Origin of the sequence: Sulfuricurvum sp. (assembly GCF_049277495.1) — a bacterium.
Lineage (GTDB): Bacteria > Campylobacterota > Campylobacteria > Campylobacterales > Sulfurimonadaceae > Sulfuricurvum.
Genome location: NZ_JBASYM010000038.1, coordinates 44,857 through 61,258, shown reverse-complemented (window position 1 = coordinate 61,258; position 16,402 = coordinate 44,857). Strand labels below are relative to the sequence as shown.

15 protein-coding genes are annotated in these 16,402 nt (G+C 44.5%); 9 read left to right on the top strand and 6 right to left on the bottom strand.

Annotation, left to right across the window (positions count from 1 at the left end; translation table 11 throughout):
- Positions 1-1,263 (top strand): protein-disulfide reductase DsbD (gene dsbD / locus WAO38_RS07650; protein WP_422235897.1); only part of this gene is annotated, 1,263 nt, incomplete at its 5' end.
- Positions 1,263-1,646: a thioredoxin family protein gene (locus WAO38_RS07645; RefSeq protein WP_422235895.1), complete on the top strand. Its 384-nt coding sequence runs from the start codon at positions 1,263-1,265 to the stop codon at positions 1,644-1,646. The genes dsbD and WAO38_RS07645, both read left to right, overlap by 1 nt.
- 20 nt (positions 1,647-1,666) lie before the next feature.
- On the opposite strand, the gene WAO38_RS07640 is transcribed toward WAO38_RS07645, so the two are convergent.
- The 3 genes from WAO38_RS07640 to WAO38_RS07630 are packed head-to-tail and all read right to left on the bottom strand — an operon-like array spanning position 1,667 to position 3,592.
- Positions 1,667-2,197 (bottom strand): hypothetical protein, encoded by a 531-nt coding sequence (locus tag WAO38_RS07640; RefSeq protein ID WP_422235893.1) that lies wholly within the window; start codon positions 2,195-2,197, stop codon positions 1,667-1,669.
- The gene (gene lpxB / locus WAO38_RS07635; protein WP_422235891.1) at positions 2,190-3,239 is read right to left on the bottom strand and encodes a lipid-A-disaccharide synthase; all 1,050 of its coding nucleotides are present in this window, start codon (positions 3,237-3,239) and stop codon (positions 2,190-2,192) included. The genes WAO38_RS07640 and lpxB overlap by 8 nt, the downstream gene beginning before the upstream one ends.
- Positions 3,236-3,592, bottom strand: a complete 357-nt coding sequence (locus WAO38_RS07630; protein WP_422235889.1) for a c-type cytochrome — start codon at positions 3,590-3,592, stop codon at positions 3,236-3,238. Before WAO38_RS07630 ends, lpxB begins: the two co-directional genes overlap by 4 nt.
- A 76-nt stretch (positions 3,593-3,668) precedes the next feature.
- On the opposite strand from WAO38_RS07630, the gene WAO38_RS07625 reads away from it, so the two are divergent.
- The gene (locus WAO38_RS07625; protein WP_422235887.1) at positions 3,669-4,886 is read left to right on the top strand and encodes a dihydroorotase; all 1,218 of its coding nucleotides are present in this window, start codon (positions 3,669-3,671) and stop codon (positions 4,884-4,886) included.
- A 142-nt stretch (positions 4,887-5,028) separates the two neighbouring features.
- Here WAO38_RS07625 and WAO38_RS07620 read toward each other — a convergent pair whose 3' ends face one another.
- Positions 5,029-5,328 (bottom strand): chorismate mutase, encoded by a 300-nt coding sequence (locus WAO38_RS07620; RefSeq protein WP_422235885.1) that lies wholly within the window; start codon positions 5,326-5,328, stop codon positions 5,029-5,031.
- A gap of 324 nt (positions 5,329-5,652) precedes the next feature.
- On the opposite strand from WAO38_RS07620, the gene WAO38_RS07615 reads away from it, so the two are divergent.
- The 4 genes from WAO38_RS07615 (at position 5,653) to WAO38_RS07600 (ending at position 9,894) form a co-directional block, all read left to right on the top strand.
- Positions 5,653-7,056 carry an FAD-dependent oxidoreductase gene (locus tag WAO38_RS07615; protein WP_422235884.1) on the top strand — a complete coding sequence of 468 codons (1,404 nt, stop codon included), beginning with the start codon at positions 5,653-5,655 and terminating at the stop codon, positions 7,054-7,056.
- An 84-nt stretch (positions 7,057-7,140) separates the two neighbouring features.
- Positions 7,141-7,869 (top strand): sulfur oxidation protein, encoded by a 729-nt coding sequence (locus WAO38_RS07610; protein ID WP_422235882.1) that lies wholly within the window; start codon positions 7,141-7,143, stop codon positions 7,867-7,869.
- Between the two features lie 12 nt (positions 7,870-7,881).
- Positions 7,882-8,295 carry a hypothetical protein gene (locus WAO38_RS07605; RefSeq protein ID WP_422235880.1) on the top strand — a complete coding sequence of 138 codons (414 nt, stop codon included), beginning with the start codon at positions 7,882-7,884 and terminating at the stop codon, positions 8,293-8,295.
- Positions 8,296-8,601: 306 nt separating this feature from the next.
- Positions 8,602-9,894, top strand: a complete 1,293-nt coding sequence (locus WAO38_RS07600; RefSeq protein WP_422235878.1) for a hypothetical protein — start codon at positions 8,602-8,604, stop codon at positions 9,892-9,894.
- Positions 9,895-10,030: 136 nt separating this feature from the next.
- Here the strand turns inward: WAO38_RS07600 and WAO38_RS07595 are convergent, their stop codons facing one another.
- On the bottom strand, positions 10,031-10,582 hold the full coding sequence (locus WAO38_RS07595) for a YceI family protein (RefSeq protein WP_422235876.1): 552 nt from the start codon (positions 10,580-10,582) through the stop codon (positions 10,031-10,033).
- 97 nt (positions 10,583-10,679) lie between these two features.
- A complete protein-coding gene (locus WAO38_RS07590; protein WP_422235874.1) occupies positions 10,680-12,179 on the bottom strand; it encodes a DUF4080 domain-containing protein in 1,500 nt (499 codons plus the stop codon).
- Between the two features lie 68 nt (positions 12,180-12,247).
- Here WAO38_RS07590 and ppsA point away from each other — a divergent pair, with 68 nt between their 5' ends.
- The gene (gene ppsA, locus WAO38_RS07585; protein ID WP_422235872.1) at positions 12,248-14,641 is read left to right on the top strand and encodes a phosphoenolpyruvate synthase; all 2,394 of its coding nucleotides are present in this window, start codon (positions 12,248-12,250) and stop codon (positions 14,639-14,641) included.
- 26 nt (positions 14,642-14,667) lie between these two features.
- Positions 14,668-16,326, top strand: coding sequence for a L,D-transpeptidase family protein (locus WAO38_RS07580; protein WP_422235870.1), 1,659 nt, complete (start codon positions 14,668-14,670; stop codon positions 16,324-16,326).
- Positions 16,327-16,402 lie beyond the last annotated feature (76 nt).

Sequence of the window (16,402 nt, the reverse complement as noted above, 5' to 3'; positions counted from 1 at the left end):
GGCGGGAGTATCTGGTTTATTATTTTTAGCTTTTTTGGATTTGGATTGCTGCTGGCATTAACGCCGTGCGTATTTCCGATGATTCCGATCATCTCTTCGGTCATTATGGCTCAGGGGACAGGACTGGGGACGAAACGGGCATTCTGGCTTTCGGTCGTGTATGTTCTCTCTATGGCGGTTGCCTATACTATCGCCGGTATTTTAGCGGGACTGTTCGGTGCAAATTTGCAGGCAGCATTTCAGACTCCATGGATTATTACCCTGTTTGCTTTGATTTTCGTAGTTTTGGCGATGTCGATGTTCGATCTGTTCGAGCTTCAGATTCCTAATGCAATCCAGTCTAAAATTACCAAAATCAGCGGATCACAAAGCGGAGTCATCGGTATCGCGATTATGGGCTTTTTATCGGCCTTGATCGTCGGACCGTGTGTTGCCGCACCTTTAGCGGGTGCTTTGATCTATATCGGTCAAACCGGAGACGCATTCCTTGGCGGGGTAGCGCTCTTTTCACTGAGTATCGGTATGGGAATTCCTCTGATTGCGATCGGAACCAGTGCCGGGAAGTTTATGCCTCGCCCCGGTGTTTGGATGGACAATATTAAATCGATTTTCGGGGTAATGCTGATTGGTATTTCGATTTGGATGATCAGCCGTATTCTCGATGAAAACATCTCCATGATGCTTTGGGGGGCACTGGCCGTATTCGTCGCTATCAATATCGGCGCTTTGGAACAGATTCGGGGACGCTGTATCCGATGTCATAGAGCCAATAAAAAAGCGCTCGGGATCATCATTTTACTCTATGGTATGTCATTGCTTTTGGGCGGTATGGCCGGTGCAACCAATGCGCTTCATCCCCTTGACCCGTTTTTGCCTGCCAAAGGGGGAGTTGCAGTAACGCAAGAGACGCATAAACAATTTGTGAAAATTACCTCCCTTGAAGAATTGGATGCGATTTTGGCGGAGAACAAAGGGAAAAAAGTTTTGGTCGATTTTTATGCTGACTGGTGTACTGCCTGCAAAGAGTTTGAGTCCAAGACCTTTAGTAACGAAACGGTGAAAACAGCAATGGATGAGTATGTTCTTGTCCAGGTTGATTTGACGGCCAATGACGATGCGGCCAAAGCAATCAGTTCCAAATTCGGTATCTTCGGCCCTCCCGCCATTTTATTTTTTGATGAAACGGGAACACGTCAAAAAAGTGCCGACATCGTCGGCTTTAAAGAACCGCAGGAATTCATCAATCATTTAGGAGCTTTATAATGGGGAAAATTATTTTAGCATTGTCTATTATGGCATCATGCGCATTCGCAGAACTTAACTGGGCACCGTCGTACGATGCGGCATTGGCCAAAGCCAAAAAAGAGAAAAAAAATGTGATGGTCATGTTATCGAAAGAAGATTGTCCGGCGTGTGAATATATGACGGATGTCGTTTTCGAAGAAAAAATGATCGTAAGCGAAGTTGAAAAATCGTTTGTTCCGGTACATATTGATATCCACAACGATTTTATTCCGGATGGACTGGGGTATATCGGTACTCCGACTTTTCATTTTCTGAATGCATCCGGAAAGAAAATCGGCCGCTATGACGGTGCGGCAAATATCCCGACTTTTATGGGAGTTTTGGGGAAAAATAAAAAGTAGACGCTGGACAAACAAATAAATTATTTGTTTGTCGTGACAAGCCGGTCTAAAATATAAAGCTGCAGATTTTTATGCGGAATCTCTTTTTCCAATGCCTCGGCATAGATTTTGGATACCTCTCTGGCATGCAAACCATAATCAAAGTGGGGAAAGTGATTTTCCCATGCTTTTCGAATAATACGCAGGGCTACGGTATCGATGAGATACTCTTTAAAAATGGCATAGGTCGCGAAAAACATTCCGGTAAAGAGAATCGACATAATAATCAATAGATGGCAGTCTATTTTTTCTAGCATTTTATGGAATACGGCTGCAGCCGGAAGCAAAATGATATGCCACAACGCGATAAATACGAGATAGCTTCTGCCGATACTCATCCGAAACCCCGGAATTTTCCCTTCCAGCTTTAATCCGTCTTGATACATTTTGTTGGTTTGCAGAAGATCACGAAAAAGCATCGGATCGTCACTCAGGCTAAAAGTATAAGGGATAATCTTCTCATCCGTGAAACGGCGAACAGCAGATTTGACCCATGAAAAAATTCTAAGCATTATATTCCTTGATAATTGTACTTACACGCGCCGCACTGCCATGGCCCAATAGCTCACGCAGACGTCCGGCGTCGTTAAAAAAAGCGGTTTTGTCCATTTCTTTATAAGCATTATACAGATTTTGAGCATACACTTCGTTTTGGAGTAACTCAGGATGGAGAGATCGGCCGTAGGCATGAGAAAACAGAATGTTTCCCAGCCCTACGTAATCGAGTTTGACGAGTGCTTTGGCAATCGTATAATCCAATGACTTGGCAATATAGGTGAGGATAAACGGTGTTCCGATAAGAGCCGCTTCTAAGGTTGCCGTACCGCTGCAGATAAAGGCAAAATCTGATTCAGCAAGCGCCTTATGTGCTTCATGGGTAATTTCAAAGGTAGAGATATCGCCGTAAAGTTCCGCTATTTGTTCGGTGGTGAAATGGGGCGGGATTACGATAAGTGCGCGGGTATCGAGCAGTGGACGCAGTTCTCGGAAAATCGGCATGAGCCGTTTTATCTCTCCCGGACGGCTTCCGGGCATAAAGGTGATTTTTCCGGTCGAGGTTAAATCGGTTTTGCGGATTGTGATCTCATCGAGCAGCGGATGCCCGACATATTCGATAGGGGCATCGGGAGAATAATAGGAGGGCTCAAACGGCAGGATCGAACAGAGTTTCGTAATGGTTTTTTCGAGTACCGGAATACGTTTTTTCTTCCATGCCCATGCCTGGGGAAGAATATAATAGATAATCTCTTTTTCGGGATAGCGTTTACGGATTGCTTTGGCCAGAGGGAGGTTGAATCCGGAGGAGTCGATCAGCAATACTTTATCGGCTGACGCTGCAAGTTCCACCATTTGGTCTTTCAGACGAAAGAAGAAAGGGAGTTTCTTGATGGCATCGACAAATCCCATCACCGATGTGGAGCGCAGATCAACGATACTCTCTCCCAATGAACGGTCAAAAATTCCAGTTAATGTTACGTCATCTCCCAGCTCTTTGGCTAAATAAGATAAATGGATATTGGCAGAGTGCTCAAGTGCGCTGACCAGAAGTTTCATGAACCGCCGTCTCCTTTTGTATCGTAATCACTTTTATACGTACTTCCACTCTCGTGAAATTCGCTTAAAAATGTCGTGAGCGCATCGATCTCTCTGTCTTTGAGGGAAAGCGCGAACGGAATCATCAGCTCGGAGAGCTGTGAGCTGACCTTTTTGTCACGGAACCCTTTGAGCCTATGGACCAAAAACGGCTTTCTACGGTAGGCTAACGAGGGATATTGGTTCGATCCGGTGGCTGAGACGCCGTGGCATCCGCTGCACCCTTTGGAAAAATAGAGTTTTTTCCCTTCTTTATATAAATCCGGTGCAGAAAAAAGGGCTAACGGAATTAAAAAAAAGATGATTTTGATCATAGTTTCCTTTCCTGTTAGAGGTACCTTTAACGTTTGATAGACTAAAATTGCGTAATTATACCTAACGGGAGCGATTATGATCATATCGGGCGCAATTATCTGTGATATCAACGGGGAACGACGTTTAGATGTTCGGATCGATGAGGGGATGATTACCCAGATCGGTGAAAATCTTACGGGCGATGAGATCATGGCGGCAGATGGGTGTTATTTGATTCCCGGCCTTGTGGATACGAATGTACGGCTAAAAGATTCCCAGCTGAATCGGACGAATCTTGAAAAACTCTCTCATCGTGCGCTCAGCGGTGGTGTAACGACTGCAATTTTAGCAAGCGATTCTACCCCTCGCATCGATAATGAAATTACGCTGGAGTTTGTTCAACAACATCGTTTTTTGCCGCATGGTGCAACGATTGAGAGTACTGTGAGTGCATTGAATGAATCGGGGGCACTCAGCAATATCGCGATTATGCTGAAAAAAGGCTCTCGTGCAGTCCATACGTCGACCCTTGCCGATTACAATCTGATCAGCCGAATCGCACAGTATCTAAAGATGGCGAATAAAGCATTGTTCTATAAAGCAGAAGAGAAAAGCTTTATTGAAAGCGGCGTAATGGCTGACGGCGCAATAGCGTCACAGCTTGGATTGCCGGGAATATCACCGCTCTCAGAAGTTGTCCATATTGCTTCGATGATAGAAATCGCACGCTATTTCGGGATTAAGATCGTCTTTAAGAGCGTTACCGAACCTCGATCCATCGCGTTGATCGCTGAAGCACGCAAAGCGGGAGTGGAGGTAGAATGCGAAGTTGCGATTCATCATCTTTTTAAAAATGATTCGGCATGCGTAGGATTTGATACTGACGCTAAAATCAATCCGCCGCTGGTGAATGAGTCGAAACGGTGTGCACTTATCGATGCACTGATCCGTGGGGATATCCATTCTCTGACATCGCTGCACCAGCCAAACTCTGATATCCATAAAGATATCACATTCTATGATGCTCATGTGGGGACAACGTCTATCGCCGAGTATTTGCCGTTATTGTATACCTATTTGATTTCGACGAATGTCATCACTATGCCAAAATTGGTGGATGTCGCTTCCCGTGCTCCGGGTGGGCAAATCGGGATAAGTACAGGTGAAATCAGGGTAGGATCCGGTATAGATTTTATTCTTTTTGATCCGGCCCAGACGACGGAAGTACCCCATCATCACAGTCTTTATAAAAATGAAACGCTGCAGGGAAAAGTGGTTATGGCGTATTGCCGAGGAGAAGAGACCCGATTTTAAGTCGAATGGGAGAGACCCGACTATTCTCCCCGCTCTCCAAAAAAACTGACCAAAATATAAACGATGCCAAAAATAAACGGTACAAAATATAAGAGTATATAGGGGTCTTCAAAATCCAAAAAATTCATAGGAGGATTCCTCCTTATAAGGATTTGGCATTCTGAAATTCTGAAATCTCCGCTTCGACCATCTCATCAATCATGATTTTATAGAGTTTGGTTAAAAGATTCGGAGATACGCCGAATTCCATGGCTTTAGAGCGTACACGATCCATAACCGCTTCCATTCGCTCATTTGCTTTTATCTCTTCGATCGAGTGTTTGAAATTGGCCGCTTGTTTGACATAGCCGTTTCGGGCAGCGATAAGTTCAACGATTTGATCGTCGAGTTGATCAATATACTGACGTACCTCTTCTAAGCTCTGGCAATTGTTAATATGCATACTTTTATCCTCCCACTCCAAATTATTTAGTTAATCATACCATTTTGTACTTTAAGGTGACATCGTTTAAATCATCACATTTGTATCACACGAAAAGACAATTTTTAATCTGCAATAGAGAAATTTTTTTTGTCAAATTTGTGATAAAAGAGCCATTTATCGATGATTTTGAGGAAATTGTGTGATAATTATGTGAGATAAAATGGTGGGTAATACTTTTGATAAGATAAATTAAAATTATATTTAAAAATGCTTAAGGTTGACGCTGATACACTGCCGACCGATACAAAAATCTTATACTTGAAAGATGAAGGAGAACTCATTATGAACATTTCAAGACGCGACTTATTTAAATTCGCCGGACTAAGTGTAGCGGCAGCAGCCGTAACCGGATGTACAGCGGCCACAGGTGCAACTCCGAGTGCAAAAAATGCTTCGGGAAAAATGCTTGGTAAGCATCAAGTTGTAATTATCGGTGGCGGTTGGGGCGGCTTGACGGTTGCAAAAGAGTTGAAAAAAATCGACCCAAGTTTTGATGTTGCTATTATTGAGAAGAACGATAGTTTTATGTCATGCCCGTTTTCTAACGCTAATCTTGGAGGCTTGAAAGGGGTAAGTCTTAGTACGTTGACACACGATTATTCACAAGCAATTGAGAAAAACGGATACGGAATGTTGACGGCGGTCGTTACCGGCATCGACCGTGAAGCAAAAGTGGTTCACACGTCTAAAGGCGGTGTCGGATATGATATCCTTGTTCTTGCTCCAGGAATTGAATATAACTATAAAGGGCAATTCCCGACATGGTCGGATGCCAAAATTGCAAAAGCACGCCGCGTTGCTCCGGGTGCATTGATCCCTGGCGGTGAACACGTTGCATTGGATCGTCTGGTAAAAAATATGGATGAGGGTGATGTCGTTATCACTGTTCCGGCAGGAAAATTCCGCTGTCCTCCGGCACCTTTCGAGCGTGCAAGTATGATTGCGAACCACATGAAAAACGAAGGTTTGAGCGGTAAAGTGATTATTCTGAATGAAACGGCTTCCATTGCAAAAGGGGCTGCGTTTAAAGAAGCGTGGGCTGATGTTAACAATGGTGCTGTTGAACATCGTGACAATTGTAAAATTACCGATGTCGATTTTGATAAAAAAGAGATCACTTACGTTCAAACGGTATTCAAAGATAAAGATGATGTCGAAGGGGTAAAAACTACCCATACGGCTAAATACGGTGTATTGAACCTTATCCCGCATAATATGTCTAATCCGGTCGTCGAGATGGCAGGTGTTGCGACAACTCCGGATGGATTCAAAAAAGTTAAAATGGCTACCAGTGCAGAGAAACCGGTTTCATTCCAAACAGCAACCGATGCAGCTGTTTATGCGGTCGGTGACGTAGTCGGACATGCAATTCCTCCAAGCGGACAAACAGCGATTTGGTCAGGAAAAGAGTGTGCAAAAGAGATTGCTCACGTATTGCACGGTAAATCATACAGTGTTGCATCGTCACTTCCGTACAAAAGTGCGAACGTCTGTTACTCTATGGTCAACGGAAATCCGGAAGAAGCGATCATGGTTAATCATGAATTTATGGTTGCCGGACCGGTTATCGGATCAAAAGGCAGCGTTCCAAAAGGGGATGAAGCGAATAATAAATTCCGCTCATCCGGTCTTGCGAAAGCAACTCATGACTGGTATAAAGGTGCAATGCGCGACTTGTTTAACTAAAACAAGTTATATTACTCTCCGCTCGGAGAGTAAAAGATAATTCTGCTAAACTAACTCCTCAAAATTATTCACACGGAAAATATTATGGATAGAAGAAATTTTTTAAAAGTGGTTGCCGCAAGTGCAACGGTAGTAGCTGTCAGCCCTTCGATCATTCGGGGTAATTTGTATGCAGCCGATGGTATGTTATACAAAACGTACGACAAAGTTCAGCTGGTTGATGCGGCAGGAAAACCGATCAAAGCATCGGCGCTGGCAAAAGAGGTCACCTATATTTTCAACTACCCTCATGCTTCAACTCCCTGTATGTTGATTAACTTGCCTAAACCAACGTCCAATGATGTAGAGTTGATGTCAGAGAATGGAGAAAAATACGTGTGGAAAAGCGGTGTCGGCAAAGATCGTACGATTGTAGCGTATGTGGCAATCTGTACCCATCAGATGACCCATCCGACTCCAAGTGACAGCTTTATCACTTATGTACCGACGGCTAAAAAAACAATGGCGTATGATACGAGCGGAATCATCGTGTGTTCTTCGCATCTTTCTGCGTTTGATGCCGGTGCAGGTGCAAAAGTATTAGGGGGCGCGGCTACACAGCCGCTTAATGCAGTTGTCCTTGAACATGCGGCAGATGATACGTTATGGGCAGTCGGTATCTTAGGTGCGGATAAATTTCAAGACTATTTCAAAAGTTTCCGTCCGGAGTTAAAAGAGTTTTACGGCGGAACGGCTGAGGCAAAAAAACTGGTTTCTATTTCGGCAAAAACCGTTAAGCTCACCGAATATTCCAAAGAAATTATTCAATACTAAAAGGGGACATGGATGAAAAAAACATTAGTTGCTTTAGTGCTCGGAACAATGCTGGCTGGATCTTTGTGTGCAGCTGAGAATAAAGATCCCCGTTTGGAACTGATGAAGGATATGCGTACCATGATGGATGCGATGGAGCAAATCCAGCGCGGAGGTCTGTACAGTTCAACCGATGAGATGAAGGCGGGAGTAAAAAAGCTTCAGGGGACGTTAAAATCCCTAGAGAGTGAAGAGGTCAAATCGATTTTGCCGAAAGATCAGGTTTATGCGTATAAATTTGCCCAAAAAACGGCGCAAATGCTTCATATGTATTCGGATGACATGATTACTTCGATTGAAGCAGGGCGCATGGACAATGCATTGGATGATTACACCCAGCTGCTCAAACAGTGTACCTCTTGCCATATCCGTATTCGTAACTGGTAAGCGTCTTACTATTCTTATCTCCGGGTCCAATCCGGAGAGTCTTCATTTAATTCAAATAATCTCTTTTTTAACACAAATGATTGAAATAGCCGTGTTCTAATTTATATTGTTGACATACTTTAGAAGTGCAATAAGATTAGAAATTATCCACTTTATCACAATGTTATCTCGCAGTTTGACAAATTTGTCCAATTATAAGGAAAAAGAATATAAATCAAGAAATATTTAAGAAGTAATTGTTATGATTGCCGCATGATTTGTGATAAGTAAAACTTATTCGCAAACGTTTTCGTCGGAGGAGAATGAATGAAATTAGGAAAACTTAGTTTAGTTGCTGTAATGGCTCTCGGAACAAGCGCATTTGCTATCGATAACGTAAAAGTAGACGGTCAAGCAAAATTGATTTACCAAACTGCAGATTGGGAAATGACTGCGGCTGAAGCTGCAGCTGGTAAAAAAACTGGTTTGTTTGAACAAGGTACCGTAGGTGATTATTTACCAGGTGCTTCATACGGCGGAGCTGCATCAGGCGGTTTGTCATTTACATTGGGTGCAACTGCGGATTTGACAAGCGGTGTGAGTGCCGGTGCCGAAGTACAAGGTTTCACCACGCTCGGATTGGAAAATAACCTTGTAAGCAATGTAATGCAAGGCGGAAGTGTCGGTACGGATGCAACCTATGCGAATGATGCAGGATCTATGTCTCAACTTTGGATGGCGTCTACATTGGGTAAGACAACGGTAAAAGTAGGGCGTATGGAGCTTGATACTCCATTGGCATTTACTGAAAAATGGAATTTGATCAAAAATACATTTGATGCTGCAGTTGTATTGAACAATGATCTTCCGGATACAACATTGGTTGGCGCATGGGTAGGAAAGCACAACGGTGATACGACAGGTGGTGGTTATACCGGACATTTGAGAACCTATACAACGTTCGGTTTAAGTGGCGCTTATGCAGCCGGTGCAATCAATAAATCTATCCCAAATACAACTGTTCAAGGTTGGTATTACAATGTTGTAGATGTAGCTGATGCATACTGGTTGCAAGCGGACTCTAAAGTAATGGGTATGGTAAATCTTGGTGTTCAATACGCCAATATGGATCCGAAATTAGCTGATAACCCTGAGTATAAAGATTCTTCAATTTGGGCTGTAAAAGCTTCTGTTGATGTTGCCGGTGTTAATCTTTATGCTGCATATTCAGATGCAGATAAAGATGGTGTGCTTAGTTTTGCAAACGTATCTACGGGCGATAAAACGAAAATCTATACCGGTGACGGTTCAATCTATATGGATGGTATTGTAACTCGTCCCGGTGCAGAAGCATTTAAAATCGGCGCTTCTACCGGACTGATTCCAGGTGTGAAATTGGCTGCAAGTTATTGTGATGCGAGTGATGTAGGAGCTGCAAATCGTGATATTTCAGCATGGGATGTTTCTGCAAGCGGAAAAGTTGGACCATTGGGATTAACTGCAATCTATACTGAACTGAACAATGATACGGATGCTGCCGGTGTAATTGGTGCAGCAGGCTCAATTTACAATGGACGTGATAACGAAACTCTCCGTCTTATCGCTTCTTTGAAATTCTAATCCCCTCTTGGATTTGAATTTCTCCTTCTAGGGCCTTTTGGCCCTATTCCATTCTTCTTATGTTAAGCTTTTCGCCTGAGGACTCGTCACCCTCAGGCACTTTTAACACTTCCTTTTTTACATCGGCTGGAGACACTTAGTAGCAGTTATTGGCGATCGGGATTTCAAATCCGATTTCTACATCCTGCCAGGTTTTGCCGGCATGGAGATCGAAACAGGTTTTATTGATGGATTGAAGAGACTCGAGCATTGCAAAGTCGCTAAGATCAATCACCCCTTTTCCCTGGATTTTCCCTTCTTGAATCGTATAACTCATCGGTACCGCTTTGGTCACACCGTTCATCGTAATTTCAACCTGAGCTTTTGAATTTTTGGCAGAGATTATTTTTGCGGTAATGGAGGTGACATTTTGAGTTTTGAAAAAAGAGGCAACGAGAGTGGCATCACGTCCGGCATTTCCGGAATTAACGGTTGCCGTATCGATCGTGATATGGCTTCCCACCAAGAATTCTTCGGATGTTTTTGCGGATCTCGGCGAGAATACGACATGGTTGAATGAACCTCCGACCCCGATTTTTTCATAAGTTTTGAAAGCCTTCCATGTTACTTTTGCATTTTCGGAATAATAGGTACATTCGGCAAATGCAGTGCTTGCAACCAGAAGTCCTGCTAAGATGAGTTTTATCATAGGTATCCTTTGAGTGATTATTTATCACTATTTATAGCTAAATATTATTACTAAAGGATTAATGCATCATGATTAGATGAATGTTTTAAGAGAGAGGCTACGTCCGTTTAGCCTGACGTTTCGGGGTTACGGCATTGTCGGCGGATTTTTGGGCAGCCGGGCTTTTTTGTCTGAGGAAAAACGGGATTGTCTTAGCCGGACGATCAGCCATATCTTCCATCAGTGCCGCTTCTACTTTTTGAACATCATGCCGTGTTAAAAGGTAGTCGTATATCAGCACAATTTGGCGGTCGAGTGAAATTTTCCAGGTTGAGAGGGTCTGGGTATAAATCCATTCGCTGAAGCTGTAAAAGCCGTCGAATACTTTTCCCTCATCCCAGAGGAGATTGACGGTTGTCTTAAAGTTCCCGCTATTGTAAAAAATATCCCAAAACCTTGCAAACCGCTTCATCTTCTGAATCTGAACAAAACTGAGCAGATTGTTTTGCAGGATGTCATAAGGGGGAGTATCGCTATAGATCATCCCGTGTTCCCGGTCGTGGCGGGAGAGGGTGGTTCCGGAGAGATTTTTGAGAATACCGATCTGGATTTCGCTATGGGTCAGAGAGACGAGTTTGTCGAGATTGCGCCCAAACCCTTCGATACTCTCACCGGGGAGTCCGACGATAAGATCGAGATGCATGTGTGCGCGCGTCTCATTTTCTAAAAATCGCAAGTTTTCATAAATCTTTTCGAGTTTCAGAGGGCGATTGATCCCCTTTGCAATGATCGGATCGAGCGTTTGGATACCGATTTCCAGCTGCAGCGATCCTGCAGGAAAGAGGGCGATCTTGGCTTTAAGAACATCGGGAAAATGATCGGGTATGACTTCAAAATGGGCAAAGTAGGGCGGCTCTTTAGAGAGGAAAAAATCAAGAATACGGTTGGCAAAGGTCATGTTGAGATTAAACGTACGGTCGATAAATTTAAAACTTCGTGCACCCCGCTGCCACAGTGTTTCAAACTCTTCGAGGAGTTGATCCAAGGGAAAATTGCGTACCTTTTCATCAATCGAGGAGAGGCAAAACTCACATTCGAACGGACACCCTCGTGACGCCTCGACATAGATATAGCGGTGTTCGACATCTTCATCGCTGTAGGCGTTATAGGGAAGAATAACGGTTTTAAGATCCGGAAGGGGAGAGCGGATAAAATGCTCTTCCGGCGGGGTGGATGCAAGGATGCTTTTGCACAACTCATAAAATGCTACTTCCCCTTCACCGCTGATGATATAGTCGGCTTGCGAGAAATCGACACGATGAGGCAGATAGCCCGCTTCCGGTCCGCCCAAAACGATAATCGTCTCCGGAGAAACTTTTTTGAGGACTTCGATCAGTTCTGCACTTTGAGAGGCGTTCCAGATGTAGACGCCGATGCCGATGATGCGGGGGGAGTGTTCGAGAAGTCCTTCGGCAATGCTTTGGATCTGCTCATTCATCGTAAATTCGACGATTTTTGTTTCGGACTGCAACTCGTGCAGGTTGGCATAAAGATAGCGCAGACCGAGTGCGGTGTGGGCATAGCGGGCGTTAAGAGTGGTAAGGAGAATCGTATGCATAAATATCCCGATAAAAGATAAACGTATTATATGTTATTCTACAGATACTAGACCCAAAAGGAGTTTTTATGCGTTACATTCGCCGTTTGGATTCACTGAAAATTGATGATATTGCCCTGGTCGGAGGTAAAAATGCCTCTTTGGGAGAGATGATCGGCTCGCTTAAAGTGTTGGGTGTGAAAGTTCCCGAAGGATTTGCGGTAACGGCAAACGGATACCGTGCCTTTATCGAGGAGAACGGGTTTGAACCCAAAATCCGGCAATATTTTGCGAATGTCGATTTGACCGATATCGAAGCGTTGAACCGATGCGGAGACGCGATACGTAGATTAATGCTCTCCGGTGAAATTCCTGAAGCTTTAAAAAGTGAGATCGCGGAGAGCTACCGTGAGATGGAACGCCAATACCAAACGGAGTCGGTGGATGTCGCGGTTCGCTCTTCGGCGACGGCGGAAGATCTTCCCGATGCGAGTTTTGCGGGACAGCAGGAGAGCTATCTCAATGTCCGCGGAGAAGAGATGCTCATCGAACATATCAAACGCTGTTTTGCCTCGCTCTTTACCGATCGGGCAATCAGTTACCGCCACAGCCGCGGATATGACCATTTTGCCGTTGCCCTCTCGGTCGGGGTACAGAAAATGGTTCGCAGCGACATCGCCAGCAGCGGGGTTATGTTTACGATTGATACCGAAAACGGTTCGGAGAATCTGATCCTCATCAATTCGATTTGGGGATTGGGAGAGAATATCGTCGGCGGGCGGGTCAATCCGGATGAGTTTTACGTCTTTAAACCGACGCTCAAAGAGGGGAAAATAACCATACTCAAACGCCAAATCGGTTCCAAAGCCCTCACCATGCATTACGATGAACGCCATCATACGATCAACCTTTCTACTCCTAAAGAGCTGCAAGAATCTTTTTCGATCACCGATGCGGAAGTAGCGACACTGGCCCGCTATGCACTGACTATCGAAGAACACTACACCGCAATCGCGGGAGAATACCGTCCGATGGATATCGAGTGGGCTAAAGACGGCCAAAGCGGCGAGCTTTTCATCGTCCAAGCGCGTCCTGAGACGGTACAAAGCCAAAAACAAAACGATAATTTTTTTGAGCAGTATCACCTCAAGGGGGGAGAAGAGCCGAAGATACTTCTCAGCGGTAAAGCGATCGGTGAAAAAATCGGCTCCGGCAATGTTAAAATCATCCATTCTCCCCATGATAGTGACCGTTTTAATGCCGGTGATGTCCTCGTCGCCGATATCACAGATCCCGATTGGGAACCGATCATGAAAAAAGCCTCCGCCGTCATCACCAACCGCGGAGGACGAACCTGTCATGCCGCGATCGTCGCGAGAGAGATCGGCGTTCCGGCGATTGTCGGGACGGTAAATGCGACCGACGTATTGCAGGATGGGGATGCCGTGACGGTGAGCTGTGCCGATGGCGAAAACGGCCGTGTGTATGAGGGACTGCTCGAATATGACGTGAGTCGTATCGATCTGGGTAATCTCACTTCGACGAAGACGAAACTCTATATGAACGTCGGCAATCCCGATATCGCGTTTAAAGTGGCCAAACTTCCCAATGACGGAGTAGGGCTTGCACGGATGGAGTTTATCATCACCCATTACGTCAACGCCCATCCGATGGCACTCGTGGAACTCTCTCAGGGAAAACCGATCAATGACATTGCGGCAGTACGGAAAGCAATGCGGGGATACAGCGATCCCAAAAAGTTTTTTATCGATAAAGTCGCCGAGGGTGTAGGGATGATCGCGGCGGCATTTTATCCCAAGCCCGTGGTTGTCCGTACGACGGACTTTAAATCCAATGAATATAAGCACATGACCGGCGGAAGTGCCTATGAGAATGATGAAGAGAATCCGATGATCGGATTCCGCGGGGCAAGCCGCTATTATTCTCCGGAGTATAAACCGGCATTTGAGTGGGAGTGCGAAGCACTGAAGCGGGTTCGTGATGATATGGGGCTGACCAATGTCAAAGTGATGCTCCCTTTCGTCCGCACACCGGAAGAGGGGCGCAAAGCGATTGCGGTCATGAATGAAGCGGGACTCGTGCAGGGGAAAAATGATCTGGAGATATACGCCATGTGCGAAATACCCTCTAACGTCATCCTCGCCGATCAGTTTTTGGAGATTTTCGACGGGTATAGCATCGGATCGAATGATTTAACGCAACTCACCCTCGGAGTTGACCGCGACAGTTCTCTGGTCGCCGCCGTATTTGACGAACGCAACGAGGCGGTGACACGGATGCTCTCGATGGCGATCCGTGCGTGCAAAGAGCGGGGAAAATATATCGGTATCTGCGGACAGGCTCCTTCAGATTATCCTGAAATCACCCGATTTTTAGTCAATGAGGGGATCGATTCGATTTCGCTCAATCCCGATTCTCTCCTTAAAATGCGGCAAGTCGTGAGTGAACTCGAAAACAGCTAAAACTTAGAGTCCGTAAAGGGGAGAAAATGGGAATAAGAAAGAAAATAAGGGTCACTTTTCTCTTTTTATTTTCCTTCTCCATCTATGTTTGGGCAGATGTCTCTTCAGTATCCGGTGTAGAGTTTCAGAGTTCATTTTCATCTTCGGTTGCAGTAGAAATATGCCATGCGTTGGAAAATGCAAATCCCTCTTCTCAAACCGGTGTACAGAGTGACATGACGAGTACCTCCGAAGTACTCAGGTTATTTTATAAACGTTCGCAATGCTCTCCTGTCTGGAGTCACGAGCAGAGCATTGATGCTGATGCAATACTTTTAGTATATGCTCTCCGGGACTCTCAGTATGAGGGTTTGAACAGTTACGATCCGCGATATCACCTTGAGAGTCTGATCGTTCTTTTGAATTCCATCCAATCTGATGTCGCTGCCAAAAATAATCCGAAAGTTTTCGCACAGCTGGATATTTTACTGAGTGATGCGTATTTTATGCTGGGAAAAGACCTGTATTACGGTTTAACGCCGCGCAACATGGTTACGGATCAATGGAAAAGAGATCCAAAAAAATCACTCAATTTGGCACTTTATCTTGAAAATGCCCTTGAAAACAACACGGTTGATGAGTCTATCAAGGAACTTTCTCCATCTGCATCCGGTTATAAAGCACTACAAAATCTGCTGATGAAATATTATAAGCTGCAAGAAACGGGAGGCTGGAAAGAGGTTGCATCTTCGGATACGCCCGAAGAGATCAAAGAGCGGCTGAGAATCGAGTGGTATCTCAGCCCAGATGAGAATTCCGAGGAGGAGTATATCGATGCACTCAAAAATTTTCAAAAACATCATGGGATCAAATCGGACGGAGTCATCGGGATTGAGACGCTCTCAAAGATGAATATTTCGGTGGAAGAGAAGATTCTGTCAATACGGTTGAATATGGAGCGATGGCGATGGATGCCCTCTGAGATGGAGAACTCCTATATCTCGGTCGATATCCCTGATTTTTCACTGAGAGTAGTTGAGAACAATGAAACGCTGTTACAAATGAAAGCAGTTGTCGGAAAGGATGAAAGACCGACACCGATTTTTAATGCGATGATGAGCTATATCGTTATCAATCCGTACTGGAATGTTCCACCTACGATTGTGAGAGAAGATCTCGTTCCGGCCGTGCGTAAAAGTATCGACTATCTGAAAAAAAATAATATCCGAATCTTTAAAAATGGGAACAATGCAGAAAAGAATGAGATCGATCCCTCTAGCGTAGACTGGAAACGTATCAACGCAAATGCTTCTCCGTATGTTTTTAGACAAGATTCCGGCGAAAAAAATCCTCTTGGAAGGATCAAATTTATCTTTCCGAACCCCTATGACGTTTACATCCATGATACTCCCCATAAACATCTATTTGAGCGGAAGGAGAGAAATTTCAGTTCGGGTTGTATCCGTATCGAAGAACCTGTAAAACTTGCAACATATCTTCTAAACCGCGAAGTCAATGCTTTCGAAGATAGAAATGTCTCTGCGCTGATTGCTGCAAATAAAAATAAAACGATACCTCTTGCCAAGAAAATAAAGGTGTATATTAATTATTGGACGGTGTGGGTTGATGATGAAGGAAATGCCGAGTTTCGTGGCGATTTATACGGCTATGACGGGGCATTGGCGGAGATTTTGGGGTGGAGATAGGAGTATGTCCCATTTAGCCGTTTAAAAATTTATGTTAAAATAAACAAAAATTATGATTACATATAACAAAAAAGAG

Excerpts from the sequence above, each read along its gene's own strand:
- WAO38_RS07645 (WP_422235895.1), top strand. The coding sequence starts at position 1,263 with ATGGGGAAAATTATTTTAGCATTGTCTATTATGGCATCATGCGCATTC.
- WAO38_RS07590 (WP_422235874.1), bottom strand. The coding sequence starts at position 12,179 with ATGCATACGATTCTCCTTACCACTCTTAACGCCCGCTATGCCCACACC.
- WAO38_RS07610 (WP_422235882.1), top strand. The coding sequence starts at position 7,141 with ATGGATAGAAGAAATTTTTTAAAAGTGGTTGCCGCAAGTGCAACGGTA.
- WAO38_RS07625 (WP_422235887.1), top strand. The coding sequence starts at position 3,669 with ATGATCATATCGGGCGCAATTATCTGTGATATCAACGGGGAACGACGT.
- ppsA (WP_422235872.1), top strand. The coding sequence starts at position 12,248 with ATGCGTTACATTCGCCGTTTGGATTCACTGAAAATTGATGATATTGCC.
- WAO38_RS07640 (WP_422235893.1), bottom strand. The coding sequence starts at position 2,197 with ATGCTTAGAATTTTTTCATGGGTCAAATCTGCTGTTCGCCGTTTCACG.
- WAO38_RS07580 (WP_422235870.1), top strand. The coding sequence starts at position 14,668 with ATGGGAATAAGAAAGAAAATAAGGGTCACTTTTCTCTTTTTATTTTCC.
- WAO38_RS07600 (WP_422235878.1), top strand. The coding sequence starts at position 8,602 with ATGAAATTAGGAAAACTTAGTTTAGTTGCTGTAATGGCTCTCGGAACA.
- WAO38_RS07595 (WP_422235876.1), bottom strand. The coding sequence starts at position 10,582 with ATGATAAAACTCATCTTAGCAGGACTTCTGGTTGCAAGCACTGCATTT.
- WAO38_RS07615 (WP_422235884.1), top strand. The coding sequence starts at position 5,653 with ATGAACATTTCAAGACGCGACTTATTTAAATTCGCCGGACTAAGTGTA.
- WAO38_RS07630 (WP_422235889.1), bottom strand. The coding sequence starts at position 3,592 with ATGATCAAAATCATCTTTTTTTTAATTCCGTTAGCCCTTTTTTCTGCA.
- lpxB (WP_422235891.1), bottom strand. The coding sequence starts at position 3,239 with ATGAAACTTCTGGTCAGCGCACTTGAGCACTCTGCCAATATCCATTTA.
- WAO38_RS07620 (WP_422235885.1), bottom strand. The coding sequence starts at position 5,328 with ATGCATATTAACAATTGCCAGAGCTTAGAAGAGGTACGTCAGTATATT.
- WAO38_RS07605 (WP_422235880.1), top strand. The coding sequence starts at position 7,882 with ATGAAAAAAACATTAGTTGCTTTAGTGCTCGGAACAATGCTGGCTGGA.